This is a genomic window from Bacillus sp. FSL M7-0791, assembly GCF_038627085.1.
Lineage (GTDB): Bacteria > Bacillota > Bacilli > Bacillales > Bacillaceae > Bacillus > Bacillus safensis.
This window is the reverse complement of record NZ_CP152022.1, coordinates 3,325,649-3,340,454: the sequence shown is the minus strand read 5'-3', so window position 1 is coordinate 3,340,454 and position 14,806 is coordinate 3,325,649. Positions and strand designations below refer to the sequence as shown.

Below are 14,806 nucleotides of genomic sequence, written 5' to 3'. Positions count from 1 at the left end.
AAAATTTTGATCGTAGATAAAGCCGATAGAATGGGCAGGTGCTATAATGGACGATTTAATACATAAGCTTCAGCATAAGGTCGCGGGATTAACCGAGGCACAAAGGAGAATTGCAGATTATATCGTGCAAAATCCAATGGAGGTCGCGTTTTTAACTGTAGATAAATTGGCGTCAAAAGTAGGGACGAGTACAGCGACCATCATGAGATTCTCTGCTGCTGTAGGGTATTCCGGTTTCTCCGAGCTTCAAAAAGAGCTTCAATCAAATATGAAGCATAAAGCTGCTCCTCAAACGAGACTTGAAGCGAACCTCAAGCATTCAAATAAAAGTAAGCTCCTGCATAACCATGTCGAGCTGCAATTTCAAAATATCCAGTATGCTTTAGACAATATCACGGAAGAAACCTTTCAGCATATTGTTGAAAAAATAGCCAGCTCCCGCCAGGTTCTGTGTACAAGTGTCCGAAGTGGAAGACCTGTTGGAGAGTATCTGTCACAAGGAATCAATCGCCTGTTGGGGAACTGTCAATATATTGATGCAGACAAAAGTGACTGGGTCGACGAACTCGTTCATTTTCAATCTGATGATTTCATTATAGCGGTCAGCTATCCTCGCTATGCAAAGCGTATAAAGGATTTGCTGGAGGCAGCGAAGTCATATGGGGTGGAAGTGCTTTTAATTACAGACAGCTACAGCTCTCCACTAACCAAGTATGCACAATATGTATTACCATGTTCCTCAGCAAGTGCGGGCTCTCATAACTCTGTCGTATCTGCTATCTTTATCGTAGATTACATTTTAAGTGCCTTAGCCATTAATGACCCTGAAAGGACAAAACCTCGTTTAGATCAAATCAATCATATGTTAACGAAAATGAGTTATCACACAACACATTAGTCGTGTGGTGACTCATTTTTTTATTTTAAAATTTTATGAAAGCGCTTTACTAAATAAAAATGAGATGGTATGATCTTATCACAAAAGTAATATATATTACTTTATATAATATTAAATGTAATGAATATAACTGAAAGGGGATGAAGGAAACAATGAGTACTGTTCAATTCGTGTCAAATGATCTAATAGATCGGGCAAGAAAGCTTAACTCAACTTTGCTGTCAGACGTGATGGGATGCACCGGTGCGATGGATCATCAAATCAAACCAGTTGCAAGAGGCATGAATGTAGCAGGTACAGCTTTTACCGTTAGCTTACGGCCAGGGGATAATTTATTTCTTCATCAAGCGATCTACTCTGCAAAAGAAGGAGATGTACTGATTGTTGATGGAAAAGACCATAAGGGTCATGCATATTTAGGGGAATTGATGGCAGGTGCTGCAAAGGCTGTAGGAATAGAAGGAATCGTGATTGACGGGCTTGTTCGCGACAAACTCGCTTTAGAGGAACTAGCGTTTCCGATCTACAGTAAAGGGTTTATGCCAAATGGACCTTTTAAAGATGGTCCTGGGGAATTGAATCAAACCATCTCGTGCGGCGGTGTCAAAGTAGCACCAGGTGATTTAGTCATTGCAGACGATGATGGAGTCGTCATCGTTCCAAAGGAAAAGGCGGAACACCTGCTGACACTAGCGGAAGAGAAACAAGCGTATGAAAATCAAAGATTAAAAACGATTCAACAGTATATGAACGAAGGAAAGCAAGACATCAGTCTTTTAGCACCGCCATGGCTGGAAGGCAGAATGAAAAAATATCAGGGATAGGGGAATTTGTGATGATGATAGGCTTTATTGGATATGGAGAAGCTGCATACGAGTTGTCAACGGGATTGAAATCAGAAGGATTAGACCAATTTTATGCGTATGATGTACTTTTACAAAATGAGAAATTGGCTGGAGCGATAAAAGAAAAAGCAGCCCGTACAGGAGTGGAATTGACAAGCAGTATCAGCGAAGTCATTGAGAAATCTGATATTGTGATTGCTGCTGTGCCGGCAAATAAAACCTTAGAAGTGGTCCAATCCGTATCGGGAAGTTTGAAAGAGAATCAAGTATATGTAGATGTATCGGCATCAACCCCAGACATCAAAAAACAAGTGGCAAACGAAATTGAAAAGCAAAAAGCTCTATTCGTAGATGCTGCCATGCTAGGGCCTCTTCCAGTCAACAAACACAAGGTTCCGATCACGGCAAGCGGCAGTGGAACTGACCAATTCATGAAAGTAATGAATGCTTATGGCATGAATATCACAAAAATCAGTGACCAGCCAGGAGATGCTTCGGCCTTGAAGCTGATCAGAAGCGTTTATATGAAGGGGATCGTTGGTCTCATGATTGAATTTTTGGAAATTTCCAAAAAATATAATGTGGAACAACAAGTGATTTCTTCACTAAGCGATACAATGGATAGCAAAAGTTTTGAAGAGACTATGAACCGTCTTGTGACAGGGAGTGCACTTCATGCAAAAAGGCGAGCGATCGAGCTTCTTGGCTCTATTGAAATGCTAGATGAAGCAGAGGTTGATGCCAGTATGTCTCGGGCAGCACAACAAAAGCTTGAGAGATTAGCAGACTTTCAATTCGTTGAACGGTTTAATGGGAAAAAGCCGGCGAGCTGGGAAGAAGTCATTGACGTGATGCAGCAGGGGCAATAAATTGTAAGCGTTTTATTTAACGAAGGGGAGGCGAAAAACGATATGGGTTTTATTGCGTTGATTGTATTCATAGCTGTCATCATTATATGGAATGTCTTCGTGAAACGGAATATGGGAGAAGCCATGCTATTAGGCTTTATTGCAACCACATTATTTGGCGGATTGGATGCATTAAGACTTTTCTGGGATGGATTAAAATTTGCATCCACATATGAGGTGCTCTATGCAGCTGTTGCATTTGTATTCATGGCCTATTTAATCGAAAAGCTGGAATTAATTCATGCACTCTTGCGAATCTTAAATTCGGTTGTAGGAAAACTTCCTGGTGGGGCGGCTTATATGAGTACGTTAGGTTCAGCAGTCTTAGGTGCTCTTTCAGGTTCAAATTCTGCAAACACAGCGGCCACTGGCTCTATCACAGCTTCTTGGATGATTAAATCAGGCTGGAGCCGAACCCATACAGCCACGATTTTAGCAGGGAATGGCGGACTTGGGGCAGCACTGCCTCCGAACTCTTCCATGTTTATCATGCTGGGGTTTGCACCAATTGCAGCCCTTGTATCTGAGGGAGATTTATATATTGCCCTGTTAATAGGAGGACTGTATCAAGTCGTATACCGATTTATTCTTGTGTATATTCTGGTGAAAAAGAATAAAATTCAAGCCATGCCGCCAGATGATATTCTTCCTTTTAGGGAAGCTGTGAAACAAGGGTGGAAGTCGATCTTTATTTTTTTCGGTGCCTTGATTCCTATCATTATCACAATAGGTCCGCTGGCAAACTACTTAAAAAGTAATCCGAACATTGGCCCAGAGGCAATGGATCAAATTTCTTTAATTACGTGGATTCCGATTCTCATGATGTTAATTAGTTTAACAATTGGAAGGAAAAAGGCGTCTGCACTAGATTGGTCTCAGTTTTTCAAGTCGGCCATTCCTAAGTTTACAACGATCGGTGCCTTGATGCTGTTTGCTGTTGCTGCTAGTCAGGTGCTTGCTGAATTAGGATTGGCAGAAGATTTGACGCAAATCACATCAGTACTTACCATTCCGAAGTGGCTTATGGTGCTCATTGTGGGAATTCTTGTCACGCTGGTGGCTGGGCCATTATCTTCTACAGCCACGTTAACAGCTGTTGGACTTGTCTCATTTTCAGCTCTAGTCTCAGTCGGAGTGGACCCAGTTGTGGCTGTTGTCGCCATTCTTGCTTTTTCATCGACAGAAGGTGCTTCCCCGCCGGCATCAGGATCGATTTTCATTGCTTCTGGTCTTGCAGGGGCCAGACCGGAGAAAACATTTATACCACTGATTCTCTACTATATGCTGCCGATCGTAGGAATTGGCTGGCTCATCGGAATGGGAATACTTCCAGTATAGAAAGGAGAAACACATGAGAGCATTGATGGAATTTTTATTTAAAGTGCTGCTTGTCCTGTTCTTAACGTCAGGAGCCCTGTTGGTATTCGGTCAAATACTAGGGATTCTTTTGCAAAAGGGAGATATGATCATTGCAAGTACGAACCTATTCAAAAACCCAACATTGGTGTTAAGTGCCTTTTTCAGTCTTGTCGGTTTCTCTCTCCATTATATTCCTGAAAAGAAAGACACCTCATTTAGCGATCATCCATCAGCAACAGCAGGTGATTCGCTCAAATAAGCAATAAGAAGCTGGATTCAGTAAATGAATCCAGCTTTTTTGTGCGCGAGAAATAGGTATTAAAACCCAATACGTACGATTCATTTTTTGGTAAATTCACTTTCAATCATATGCCTCTTGTGCTAGTAAATGGTAACATAACGGAGGACTATTTAAGGAATAGAGGTGTTTAACCATATCTGGAGCAATCATCGGTTATAAAGCAGCCTTGTATTCGTTAAAGGCAGATATATCTATTAAAAAAGAACAAATCATCGAACTTAATATGTGCCGAAAAGAAATCAAAGAGGCAAAATGGGCCCTGTCAGATGCCAGCAAAAAAATCACTCATCCAGATCTGACATCACATACATGGTTTGGCCATTTGGCAGACACGTTTGATGACATTCGAGATGGAATGGCTTCCGCCAGTCAGGAAATAAAAGGTGTACAGCTGACCAATCTATTAAATCGAATCGATGAGAAAATCAATGATTTCACATCGGAGATCCATTCGTTAGAACATGAAATTCATTCGGTTGAAAGAAAAATAGAGAAAGAAAAGCAGCAACAACTGGAAAAAAGAGGGTAGTCACATGAGCAGAGAAATTAAAATAGATGCCAGTCAGGTCAAACGAGTATTACAGCATGCAAAACAATCAGGCGCTCAAATGAATGCAGCCCTTCCAACAACCGTCAAAGGAAGAAATCAGCTCCTGACGGTAGACACAATAGAAAAGATCAATCAGCAGCTGAACGAATTAAGTACATCCTATATAGGCATTCTTCAGAAACAGCTTGTACAAACAGAACAAGCGGTGAACACCATGATTGAAACGGACAAGGCGCTTGCTTCCAGCAGTAAAAGAAAATAAAGGAGAACGCAATGAAAACCCTTGACGCCTTTGCGCTAATAAATGGAATAGATCAAACGCTGAATGCGTTAAAGCAGCAGTCGCAGCAAATCAGCTCCCTAGAAAAACAAATCAATCACATCATCTCACTCGATGGCGCACTAAAGGGAGAGGCGGGACAAGCCATCCGCGCCTTTTATACAGAATGCCATATTCCCTTCCTGCAATTCTTTCAGGTCGTCATTGAGGAATATAGCGCTGCATTAAAAAACACAAAGCAGGCTCTTCACGCATTAGAATCAAATGAGCACGGATTTATATCACAAGCATTTATCGAACATGATCTTGATCAAGGCTTAAAAAAAGCTGAACGAACGATTTCTGAAATCGTATCAGAGGTAAACCATGCCATCGGCAGAGTTGGTCATATTGTTCATTTGCCAAATGTAGACGAATCAGTGTTTCAGCAAAACTATCAAAAGGCATGGCTCGAGACATCAAGAACCATTGGTCTGCTTCATGCATTTGACAGGGAGCAGACAAGTGCTTTACATGAAACCAAAAGCTCCCTTCAAACAATGAAGCAATACATAGATACCTTAAATACCATGTTCACCGGCCCAAAAATCGACATCACGAGCTATCAAAAAGGATCTATTTTCAAAGATGGAAAAGAAGAAAAAGTAAGCAGCACCATCAGTGGATTGAAGAATAAAATAGACAACCCAAAAGACAATCCAATGATGATCATGCTGAAGAAACTGAAAGAGAAACAACAGGCGAATGTGGAGACGGTTGTTCGAAATGACACCCATAAAAACATCAGTAAACAAGTCACAGCAAACGATCCATCGCTTACGACATTGCAAAGGGAAGCAGTGAACGGTAAAAACAGGATTCATAGAGACATCAGAGTCATAAATGGTAGACTATACAACGTAAAAGACATTAAAAAGTTAAAAGAATTCGACATCGCAGATGAAGTCGTCACGGATCCGTCGGATATTGATTTTATTGGTGGAAGATACACCGTTTACGCCAATAAACAAATCATACGAACGTATATCGCAAACGGCGAAATAAGAATAGAAGAAGTCGACAAAATTCCAGAAAGCCGCAGCCGTGGCAACGCTAAACGCATATTAGACGGTGAAGTCGTCTCAACCACCGAAAACATCATCTTAGAATACAGCGGCATCTACGACGGCTACCGAGCCGTTACTGGCAAAGACCCAGAAACCAGCCAAAATATCAGCAGCACAGACCAAGCTCTATCCGCCGCCTCTATCATCCCAATAACGAAAATAGTGAAGGTTGGGAAATATGTTTTTAGGTTGGATCAAGGGAAGAATGTGAAGAGGGTTGAGAAGACGGCTAAGGATATAAAAAAACTACCTTCAGCCTTTGCTGATCGGGCAAAATTAGAAGGGCATTTTGATAAACATGGAAAAGAGTTCTCAGGACTATATAAAAATGCTAACGAATACCTTGAAGGTGCAAAAACGGTCATTAATAGCGGCATAAAGGTCAAGTATCAATATAAAGGTGAAATAAGGACAGGGTATGTCAAATTTATGGGGAATAATAAACATGGTAGGGCTAAGTTTGAATTTGTAGGAACAAATAATAAAAATGAAATTACAACTTACCATACCCAGAGTGGTAAGAAGATATGGAAAACGATTAATGGTGAAAATATTCCAGTCATCAATCCATCAGATTAGAGAGTGAGGGTGTATTATGGTATACGACTGTTTTGTTAAAAGACTTGATCCTCAGATTGAGGAGGAAACAACTATTGAGATTAATGGAATAGAATTTACAGGATTTGCTGATATTTGTCCATATGAAATTGAAGTGGGAAAAAGTTATCCAGTATCAATAGGATTTACTATATTAGACGAGTTGATAATTCATGAAATTCCAATAGAGAAGAAAGAGATAGAACGCATTGATTCAGGATATGAATATTATATAAGAGGTTTGCTAAAAGAGGATAAAATTGATGCAGGCATAATTTTTACTGACGAAGATGAGTATTTTCTCGACTTTCCTGAATTAATGAATAAAACTGTTGAAATAAAAGTTGATAGAATTAGCATAGAATTTTTAAGAACCAAAACTAACTAATTGGTAAGGGGTAATTTACAAATTTTGTATAGAAAGATATGCAGATCAGAAAAAAATCACGAACATCATGCTTTTATCTATTTTCTTTAAAGATGCTTCTTCGAATGTATAAAAGGGTCATAAAAAAATCAGCGGCTTAACATAGAGGAGGCTCTTAAAAATGATCAACTTACCTGAAATCCCACATCTGCACGTGAACAAACCAGCCAGTGACATACATATCACAGAGGCAGAATCACAGCTAAACATGCTGCTGCCGCGTGCTTATAAGGCTTTGCTGAAACAGACAAATGGATGTTCCATTGGCGGTGAGGTGCTTCTATACGGTACGGAGGACATGGTGGAACGCAATGCAACATGGGAGGTTCAGCAATATGCAAGCGGTTATGTAGCAATTGGCGACGATGGCGGCGGACAAGTATTTCTCATGCGGCTGGCTGATGAGGAGAAAAAGGTGTGGATGGTGGATGCAGGTGTGATGGACCCTCAGCATGCAGAGCTCCTAACCGACAACTTTCTGAAATGGGTGAGTGAGGGCTGTAATATAGAAGCGTAATCCAATAAAGGAGATGATCACATTGCCTTGGAATACATGGATCACTGCTTGTCTCGTAGTTGTGATACCCATCGTTTTAGTTTTCTCTGTATATTTCATCATGAAAAGCAAGAACAAGAAAACCAAATCATCCAACTGAAACGCTCTGTGACGCCAAATGTTATGGAGCTTTTTTGCATTCTCCCCCCATTCATCCCATGTTATAATAAACACAGTTTATGTACGAGAGGATATACAGGAGATGAAAAATGAACCTATTGAGTTACTGACACAGCCGAAATGGCGAATCATAGATCAATCGAGCCTTGGTCTTTATGTGGACCCGAAGCAATCTTTTGCGATGGATGATACGCTTTGCGCGTCGGTGGGGAAGGGCCTTTCACCAGCGACAGCCCGTTCTTGGGTGCATCACAATACGATTGTGCTTGGGATTCAGGATACAAGACTTCCATTTCTCCAAGATGGCGTAAAGCTGCTTGAGGAAGAGGGATATCGTGTGATTGTGCGCAACTCAGGCGGTCTTGCTGTGGTGCTGGATGAAGGTGTACTGAATGTGTCTTTAATCTTTGCGGAACAAAAGAAGGGCATTGATATTGACCGCGGATATGATGCGATGGTGGAATTGATCAGCCGGATGCTGTCTATGTATGATGTGGACATTGAAGCCTATGAAATAGTCGGCTCTTATTGTCCAGGCAGCTACGATTTAAGTATCAATGGAAAGAAATTTGCAGGCATTTCTCAGCGTAGATTACGCGGTGGGGTCGCTGTGCAAATTTATTTGTGTGCAGATGGAAGCGGGCGTGAACGTGCCGACTTGATCCGCCGTTTTTATGATGCCGCCTTAAAGGATAAACGGCAAGAAGTGAAGGCAGTATTTCCTGATATACAGCCGGATACGATGGCATCCTTATCAGAATTAATCGGTGAACCGATTGATTGTACGCTTCTTATGCGTTTATTACTAGAGGAGCTTCAAAAGCTTAGTGATCAGCTGACAGCCTCGGGCCTGAATGCAGAAGAACAGCTGGAATTTGAGAAAAACATGACGCGGATGATTGAGCGGAATGAAAAGGTGTTTTCGTAAATATCAGTCTTTTTATCTTGAAAAGAGTAGAGGTGAAGTGATGGAAACAAAGCTTGAAAAAGCCATTGAACTTCGAAAAAGTGGACATCTTCAAGAATCAAATGAATTGCTGTCTCATCTTACAGAGGAGTATCCAGACGATGCCTCTATTCATTATCAATGTGCCTGGAGTTATGACCTGTTAGGAGAGGAAAGGCAAGCTGTCTTTTTTTATGAAAGGGCCATTGAGTTAGGATTGTCTTCAGAAGAACTAGAAGACGCTTTACTAGGGTTAGGAAGTACATACAGAACTTTAGGAGAATATGAAAAGTCAAAACAGATATTCCTAAAAGGGATGGAAACTTATCCGGACAACAAAGCCATTCAAACGTTCTATGCCATGACTTTGTATAATTTAAAGGAACATAGCAAAGCGATGGAAATATTACTGAACTGTTTAACTGAAACGACAAAAGATCCTGCTATTTTAAGTTATCGAAAAGCGATTGATTTTTATTCAAATCAATTAGATAGGTTATGGAAATAATAGTTGATTTGGCTGCTTGAATAGATTTGGAGGGGCAATGTGATGAAAAAATCCCCTCCTTTGTTATGGAATTTTATATGTGATAGTCATTTATGGCGTAAGAAAGAAGGTAAATTTGTTGTCATTATTCACCACGTATTACCCGCTGTTTATGCTTTGTGTTTTGTCTGTGTTGTATGTGATGTATCGGATTCAGCCGCTTGCCTCTACTGTTAAAAAAATCATCATTGTGCTCTGTGTGTTAACAAATGCTGCCTATATTTGCTGGCGTCTCTTCTTTACACTGCCGCATGAAGGTACATTTAATATGATAATGGGCATCTTGCTTGTTGCCTGTGAATGTATTGGATTTTTACAGCTGCTTGTGTTTTATACACTTGTTTGGAAGCCTTCAAATCGGAAACAAGTCACGATCAGTGATCTTGACAGGCTGCCAACAGTTGATATTTTCATAGCTACATATAATGAACCGATTGAAGTGCTGAAACGCACGGTTGCAGGCTGTTTGAATCTCTCTTATCCAAAAGACAGCGTCCATATTTATTTATGTGATGATGGCAAGAGGGAGTCTGTGGAGCAGCTTGCATCTGAGTTTGGCGTTCATTATCTGACAAGAACAGATAACAAGTTTGCTAAGGCGGGTAATTTAAACCATGCGATGTCTCAAACGAATGGGGAGCTGATTCTCACACTTGATGCTGATATGGTCCCCCTTCCTGCCTTTTTAGAAAAGACAGTGCCTTACTTTCATGATGGAGCGACTGCGTTTGTTCAAGTTCCACAGGCATTTTATAACGAAGATCCTTTCCAATATAATATGTTCTCGAAGGATCGAATTCCAAATGAACAGGACTTCTTCATGCAAACCCTCCAGGCTGGTAAGGATCGGTTCAATGCGGTGATGTATGTCGGGAGTAATACTGTATTTAGAAGAACGGCCTTAGAGGAAATTGGCGGATTTGCTACTGGAGTGATTACAGAAGACATGGCGACCGGAATGCTTCTCCAAGGGAAGTTCAAATCTGTGTCTGTCGGAGAAGTATTAGCTGTCGGTCTCGCACCTGAAAGCTGGCTTGACTTGTTAAAGCAGAGAGACCGGTGGTCGAGAGGGAACATTCAGTGCGCCCGTAAGTTTAATCCATTGAAAGTTCGCGGCTTAACGCTTATGCAGCGAGTTCTTTATTTAGATGGCATTGTGTATTGGTTTAACGGTTTGTTTAAAATGATTTACATTCTTACACCGATTTTGTTTTTATTGTTTGGTATTCAAAGTTTCTGGGCAGATTTCCAGTCCATTTTTATGTTTTGGCTGCCGGCGTTCTTTAGTTCGTATTTAGCGTTTAAACTGGTGTCGAATCAAAAAAGAAGTATGTTTTGGAGTCATATTTACGAAAGCTCTATGGCATTCCACTTGGCTGGTGTAGCTTTAAGTGAGCTGTTTTTGAAGAAGAGGGTTGAATTCCTTGTCACGCCGAAGGGAATTCAAACGGACAAGAGACATTTTCATTTGAAAACGATGATTCCTCATTTGATCTTCTTGCTGCTCTCATTGCTTGTCCTTGTGAAAATAGGATACGATATGAAGGTAAATGGGACGATGAATGCTGATCTCACGTTGATTAATATTTTTTGGGTGCTTTATAACGGTGCAGGTCTATTTATGGCACTGATTGTGGCGTTTGACCGTCCGCGTTATCGAAAATCAGAGCGGTTTGCCATAGAAAAAGAGGGGCATCTCTGTTCTGATCGTCAAGATGAATCGATTGCTTGTTTTCTACTAGACATGAGTGATTCAGGTGCGCGTCTATCCATTCCATTGGATCAAGCTTCTTCTTTAAATCAAGGACAAATGCAATTGTTCTTTTCAGAGGATCAAAGTGTGGCGTGTGATGTGGTTTGGAGCCATCCAGAGGGAGACAAGCTGATGGTTGGTGTTGCTTTTACTGATACAGAAAAATCAGAGTATCTATCACTGATCCGCTTCTTATTCACACGAGAACATGTATCGATAACGGATCGTGAGAAAAAATCCTATGCTGTTCGGACATTTCTCCGCTTTATAAGAGAAACGGAGAAAGTACCAAGGGCCTTGCGGCGCAAATGGGTGAGAAGACCGTTGCAAAGCGTGACAGGCACGCTGTCCTATGAGGGCCGGTTAGAAGAGAAGGTGCCGGTGAACATACATGATATTAGTGTATCTGGGTGCAAAATCGAGTCTGAAGCTTCAATTGAATTACATGAGAAAGTGCTGATCACCATTGACACAGAATCTCTCACAGATCAGCCGGCGATTGCAGTCTGGATATCACAAAAACGCGGTCGCACAATGGCCGGACTTAAGTTTGTTCAGCCTGAAATCAAGCAGATAGAAGAAAGAGAGGGAGTGGTTTCTTGAAGTCCAAAAACGGCGGTTACCTCTATTTATTATGGCTTCCTGTCATCATGGGAGCCGGCTACGGCATTTCGCTTTTAGTGCCATTTCTTCAGCCTGTCCTGACACTTGGCATTGCAGGTCTTTATATTTTTATGTTTGGTGATTTTCAGGTAAGGCAGGTCAGGTATATTTTTATGTTTGTGTTTTTGATCAATGTCCTTTTTAGTGTGATGTTATTGTTGGGCATTTAAAAAGTGCTTCCCGAGGCGGGGAGCACTTTTTGTTATTCTGCCATTTTTTCAAGGTTGCCGTTCCGGTCCATTTTAAAGGTTGGTGCGGCACTATCGTCCTCTTCAAATAAAACTAGTTTTCTTGCACGGTTCATGATTTTGACGAGTGTTTCATAATCTTCTTGAATCGTGAGCTGATCCTTTTCAAGCTTCTTCACTTCAGCTTCTAGCTGCGAGACTTTATGAGAAAGCTCATTGTTCTCTCGTTTTAAGCGGCTGTTTTCCATACGTAAGGCAGTGGATTGCTGACCATCGCCTTCATAACGGCGTAAGAAATCAATGATATCGTCGATGGTTAATTCTTGATGCTGCCTAAATGGATTTGCTTCCGGCTTTTTCTCTGCGGTATTTGGGGCAGGAGCAGCCTGTGACAATAAATGTGATAAACTAGCTAACTCTTCATTGTAGCTTTGATCCACAAACTGAAGCTGTTCAGCCGTTTCAGCTGCCGGTGCAAATGTTTCTTCCTTTGCTGGCTCCAATTCCTGTGAGAATTCCTCTTGAGTCACCGTTTCTTCTACTTGCGGCTGATAAAGTAATCGTTTTTTCGCAGGCTGGCCATTGCCAAGTGCGCGCATCCGTTGTTTTCGCTGTTTTTTGGCAAGTGCCAACGCTTTTTCATATTGATGTCTGACGACAGCGTTCCATCTAAATCCGCATGCCGCTGAGGTGCGGTTCAGCTTGTCTCCAACTTCTTCAAACGCATTTAGCTGCGTGCTACCCTCTCTGACGTGACGTAAGACGGTTTCTGCCAGGAGGAGATCATTTTCCTCTGACCAAGCATCTTGTCTTTGTTTTGACATGTTTAAACCCCCATAAGATTTGATGGTATTAGATTAGCCAAGTTCAAGAAGGTTTATACAAGTTTGCTAAAAGGATAGTGGAAAATACTAGCTTTTATGTAAGCGGATGATGGGGGCGGCAAAGCATCTTGCAAGTCCAGGCGCTTCGATGTACAATGTTGGGTGGTATATTATTCACGATTGGCTGTCCAACTGTTTCATATAGAATGAAGTATCATCATTGAAAGGAAGCGTAAGACCATGGCTAATGAGTTTCGCGTATGTGACGATTGTGATGCGACGAACCTAAAGACGTTATTGCCTCGACTCAAATCGGTTGACCCTGATGCAAAAATTGAGATCGGCTGTCAATCCTATTGTGGTCCAGGACGAAAAAAGGCTTTTGCGTTTGTGAACAATCGCCCATTATCCGCACCAACAGAAGATGAATTACTCGAAAAGGTTCAAAAAAAAGTCAAATAAATGTCACTGAATGTGTTCAGTCGACCTAAAAAGAGGTCCGTCCCTGTCAGGTCGGGCTTTTTACGTCCGTGCAATCTTTGAGAACACATTCACCAGCAAATTCAAGGATGTTTTCGGGAAAAGTTACCCGATATAATAGAAACACGTCTTAAAAAAAGAGGGACGAAACGATGGCGTATCCAAAAGGGAAATTATCTGAGGAAAAGGTATTTAAAGATCCTGTGCACCGTTATGTTCACGTAAGGGATGCATTAATATGGGATTTAATAGGAACAAGAGAGTTTCAGCGCCTGAGACGGATTAAACAGCTAGGAACCACGTATTTGACGTTTCATGGTGCAGAACACAGCCGATTCAATCATTCACTCGGTGTATACGAGATTGTGAGACGAATTGTGGATGATGTGTTTAAAGGGCGGCCTGAATGGGATGAAGGAGAGCGCGAGCTTGTACTTAGTGCAGCCTTGCTTCATGACCTCGGACATGGTCCATTTTCTCATTCCTTTGAAAAGGTCTTCCACTTAGACCATGAATCGTTTACAAGAGATATTATTTTAGGGCAGACGGAAGTAAATGAAGTGCTCCGCCGGGTGAGTGATGATTTCCCGAAGCATGTGGCTGAAGTCATTGCCAAAACGTATCAAAACAAGCAGGTGGTCAGTTTGATCTCAAGTCAAATTGATGCCGACCGAATGGACTATTTGCAGCGTGATGCCTACTATACAGGCGTCAGCTACGGCCACTTTGATATGGAACGTATTTTACGTGTGATGCGCCCGAGAGAAGATCAGATTGTGATGAAGCAGAGCGGGATGCATGCGGTTGAAGATTATATTATGAGCCGCTATCAAATGTACTGGCAAGTCTATTTCCACCCAGTGACACGCAGTGCGGAAGTCATTTTAACGAAAATCCTTCACCGTGCAAAAGAGCTGCATGAAACGGGTTATATTTTCACACATGCCCCCGTTCACTTTTATTCAATCTTTGAGGGGAATGTCACCACAGAGGACTATATTAAGCTGGATGAATCCATTGTCTTATTTTATTTCCAGGCGTGGGAAGATGAAGAAGATCACGTGCTGGCTGATTTGTGCCGCCGTTTTATGAACCGCCGATTGTTCCAATATACAGAGTTTAATCCAAATGAAGAAATGACGAAATATTTCAAGCTGACCGCCTTGTTCAAGGAGGCAGGAATTGATCCTGACTATTATTTAGTGGTCGACTCTTCCTCTGACTTGCCCTATGACTTCTACAGACCAGGCGAGGAAGAAGAGAGGCTGCCAATCCACCTTTTGACGCAAAGCGGTCATATTAAAGAACTGTCGAGACAGTCAGATATTGTTGACGCCATTTCCGGTAAACGAAGAACCGATCATAAACTTTATTTCCCGATGGACTTAATTGTAGATATGTCGGAAAAAGCTGAAGAAAAAAAGGCGATCATGAAGCTGCTTGGTTTGGGATAAGGAA

Annotated in this window: 17 protein-coding genes; 16 read left to right on the top strand and 1 reads right to left on the bottom strand. The window is 41.5% G+C overall.

All coding sequences use genetic code 11. The features are described 5' to 3' along the window. Nucleotides 1–46 precede the first annotated feature (46 nt). The 14 genes from MHI08_RS17190 (at nucleotide 47) to MHI08_RS17125 (ending at nucleotide 12,026) form a co-directional block, all read left to right on the top strand. The gene (locus tag MHI08_RS17190; RefSeq protein WP_056765504.1) at nucleotides 47–898 is read left to right on the top strand and encodes a MurR/RpiR family transcriptional regulator; all 852 of its coding nucleotides are present in this window, start codon (nucleotides 47–49) and stop codon (nucleotides 896–898) included. A 152-nt stretch (nucleotides 899–1,050) separates the two neighbouring features. Then, nucleotides 1,051–1,722: an RraA family protein gene (locus tag MHI08_RS17185; RefSeq protein ID WP_056765506.1), complete on the top strand. Its 672-nt coding sequence runs from the start codon at nucleotides 1,051–1,053 to the stop codon at nucleotides 1,720–1,722. 11 nt (nucleotides 1,723–1,733) lie between these two features. Next, nucleotides 1,734–2,612 (top strand): prephenate dehydrogenase/arogenate dehydrogenase family protein, encoded by an 879-nt coding sequence (locus MHI08_RS17180; protein WP_056765507.1) that lies wholly within the window; start codon nucleotides 1,734–1,736, stop codon nucleotides 2,610–2,612. A gap of 42 nt (nucleotides 2,613–2,654) precedes the next feature. Next, complete coding sequence (locus tag MHI08_RS17175) at nucleotides 2,655–3,989, top strand: TRAP transporter large permease subunit (protein WP_087976029.1); 1,335 nt, start codon at nucleotides 2,655–2,657, stop codon at nucleotides 3,987–3,989. Between the two features lie 13 nt (nucleotides 3,990–4,002). Then, nucleotides 4,003–4,269 (top strand): hypothetical protein, encoded by a 267-nt coding sequence (locus MHI08_RS17170; protein ID WP_034281262.1) that lies wholly within the window; start codon nucleotides 4,003–4,005, stop codon nucleotides 4,267–4,269. A 175-nt stretch (nucleotides 4,270–4,444) separates the two neighbouring features. Further along, the gene (locus tag MHI08_RS17165) at nucleotides 4,445–4,840 is read left to right on the top strand and encodes a DUF5082 family protein (RefSeq protein ID WP_056765509.1); all 396 of its coding nucleotides are present in this window, start codon (nucleotides 4,445–4,447) and stop codon (nucleotides 4,838–4,840) included. 4 nt (nucleotides 4,841–4,844) lie between these two features. After that, nucleotides 4,845–5,123, top strand: a complete 279-nt coding sequence (locus tag MHI08_RS17160; RefSeq protein WP_056765510.1) for a YwqI/YxiC family protein — start codon at nucleotides 4,845–4,847, stop codon at nucleotides 5,121–5,123. 11 nt (nucleotides 5,124–5,134) lie between these two features. Next, nucleotides 5,135–6,826 carry a T7SS effector LXG polymorphic toxin gene (locus MHI08_RS17155; RefSeq protein ID WP_087976031.1) on the top strand — a complete coding sequence of 564 codons (1,692 nt, stop codon included), beginning with the start codon at nucleotides 5,135–5,137 and terminating at the stop codon, nucleotides 6,824–6,826. A 16-nt stretch (nucleotides 6,827–6,842) separates the two neighbouring features. Continuing rightward, on the top strand, nucleotides 6,843–7,232 hold the full coding sequence (locus tag MHI08_RS17150) for a hypothetical protein (protein ID WP_087976032.1): 390 nt from the start codon (nucleotides 6,843–6,845) through the stop codon (nucleotides 7,230–7,232). Between the two features lie 160 nt (nucleotides 7,233–7,392). Continuing rightward, nucleotides 7,393–7,788 carry an SMI1/KNR4 family protein gene (locus MHI08_RS17145; RefSeq protein ID WP_087976033.1) on the top strand — a complete coding sequence of 132 codons (396 nt, stop codon included), beginning with the start codon at nucleotides 7,393–7,395 and terminating at the stop codon, nucleotides 7,786–7,788. 241 nt (nucleotides 7,789–8,029) lie between these two features. Continuing rightward, a complete protein-coding gene (locus tag MHI08_RS17140) occupies nucleotides 8,030–8,875 on the top strand; it encodes a lipoate--protein ligase family protein (protein WP_024423778.1) in 846 nt (281 codons plus the stop codon). Between the two features lie 40 nt (nucleotides 8,876–8,915). Beyond that, nucleotides 8,916–9,401: a tetratricopeptide repeat protein gene (locus MHI08_RS17135; protein WP_125585832.1), complete on the top strand. Its 486-nt coding sequence runs from the start codon at nucleotides 8,916–8,918 to the stop codon at nucleotides 9,399–9,401. A gap of 118 nt (nucleotides 9,402–9,519) precedes the next feature. Next, nucleotides 9,520–11,796, top strand: a complete 2,277-nt coding sequence (locus MHI08_RS17130) for a glycosyltransferase (RefSeq protein ID WP_342499801.1) — start codon at nucleotides 9,520–9,522, stop codon at nucleotides 11,794–11,796. After that, nucleotides 11,793–12,026 carry a DUF5970 family protein gene (locus MHI08_RS17125; RefSeq protein WP_034621844.1) on the top strand — a complete coding sequence of 78 codons (234 nt, stop codon included), beginning with the start codon at nucleotides 11,793–11,795 and terminating at the stop codon, nucleotides 12,024–12,026. The genes MHI08_RS17130 and MHI08_RS17125 overlap by 4 nt, the downstream gene beginning before the upstream one ends. Nucleotides 12,027–12,058: 32 nt before the next feature. Here MHI08_RS17125 and MHI08_RS17120 read toward each other — a convergent pair whose 3' ends face one another. Continuing rightward, nucleotides 12,059–12,868: an RsfA family transcriptional regulator gene (locus MHI08_RS17120; RefSeq protein ID WP_024423774.1), complete on the bottom strand. Its 810-nt coding sequence runs from the start codon at nucleotides 12,866–12,868 to the stop codon at nucleotides 12,059–12,061. A gap of 240 nt (nucleotides 12,869–13,108) precedes the next feature. Here MHI08_RS17120 and MHI08_RS17115 point away from each other — a divergent pair, with 240 nt between their 5' ends. Together MHI08_RS17115 and MHI08_RS17110 are read left to right on the top strand one after the other, a co-directional pair. Continuing rightward, nucleotides 13,109–13,330, top strand: a complete 222-nt coding sequence (locus MHI08_RS17115; protein WP_003215259.1) for a DUF1450 domain-containing protein — start codon at nucleotides 13,109–13,111, stop codon at nucleotides 13,328–13,330. Nucleotides 13,331–13,500: 170 nt separating this feature from the next. Continuing rightward, on the top strand, nucleotides 13,501–14,802 hold the full coding sequence (locus MHI08_RS17110; protein WP_007497716.1) for an HD domain-containing protein: 1,302 nt from the start codon (nucleotides 13,501–13,503) through the stop codon (nucleotides 14,800–14,802). Nucleotides 14,803–14,806: the final 4 nt, after the last annotated feature.

Excerpts from the sequence above, each read along its gene's own strand:
- MHI08_RS17190 (WP_056765504.1), top strand. The coding sequence starts at position 47 with ATGGACGATTTAATACATAAGCTTCAGCATAAGGTCGCGGGATTAACC.
- MHI08_RS17185 (WP_056765506.1), top strand. The coding sequence starts at position 1,051 with ATGAGTACTGTTCAATTCGTGTCAAATGATCTAATAGATCGGGCAAGA.
- MHI08_RS17180 (WP_056765507.1), top strand. The coding sequence starts at position 1,734 with ATGATGATAGGCTTTATTGGATATGGAGAAGCTGCATACGAGTTGTCA.
- MHI08_RS17175 (WP_087976029.1), top strand. The coding sequence starts at position 2,655 with ATGGGTTTTATTGCGTTGATTGTATTCATAGCTGTCATCATTATATGG.
- MHI08_RS17170 (WP_034281262.1), top strand. The coding sequence starts at position 4,003 with ATGAGAGCATTGATGGAATTTTTATTTAAAGTGCTGCTTGTCCTGTTC.
- MHI08_RS17160 (WP_056765510.1), top strand. The coding sequence starts at position 4,845 with ATGAGCAGAGAAATTAAAATAGATGCCAGTCAGGTCAAACGAGTATTA.
- MHI08_RS17155 (WP_087976031.1), top strand. The coding sequence starts at position 5,135 with ATGAAAACCCTTGACGCCTTTGCGCTAATAAATGGAATAGATCAAACG.
- MHI08_RS17150 (WP_087976032.1), top strand. The coding sequence starts at position 6,843 with ATGGTATACGACTGTTTTGTTAAAAGACTTGATCCTCAGATTGAGGAG.
- MHI08_RS17145 (WP_087976033.1), top strand. The coding sequence starts at position 7,393 with ATGATCAACTTACCTGAAATCCCACATCTGCACGTGAACAAACCAGCC.
- MHI08_RS17140 (WP_024423778.1), top strand. The coding sequence starts at position 8,030 with ATGAAAAATGAACCTATTGAGTTACTGACACAGCCGAAATGGCGAATC.
- MHI08_RS17135 (WP_125585832.1), top strand. The coding sequence starts at position 8,916 with ATGGAAACAAAGCTTGAAAAAGCCATTGAACTTCGAAAAAGTGGACAT.
- MHI08_RS17120 (WP_024423774.1), bottom strand. The coding sequence starts at position 12,868 with ATGTCAAAACAAAGACAAGATGCTTGGTCAGAGGAAAATGATCTCCTC.
- MHI08_RS17115 (WP_003215259.1), top strand. The coding sequence starts at position 13,109 with ATGGCTAATGAGTTTCGCGTATGTGACGATTGTGATGCGACGAACCTA.
- MHI08_RS17110 (WP_007497716.1), top strand. The coding sequence starts at position 13,501 with ATGGCGTATCCAAAAGGGAAATTATCTGAGGAAAAGGTATTTAAAGAT.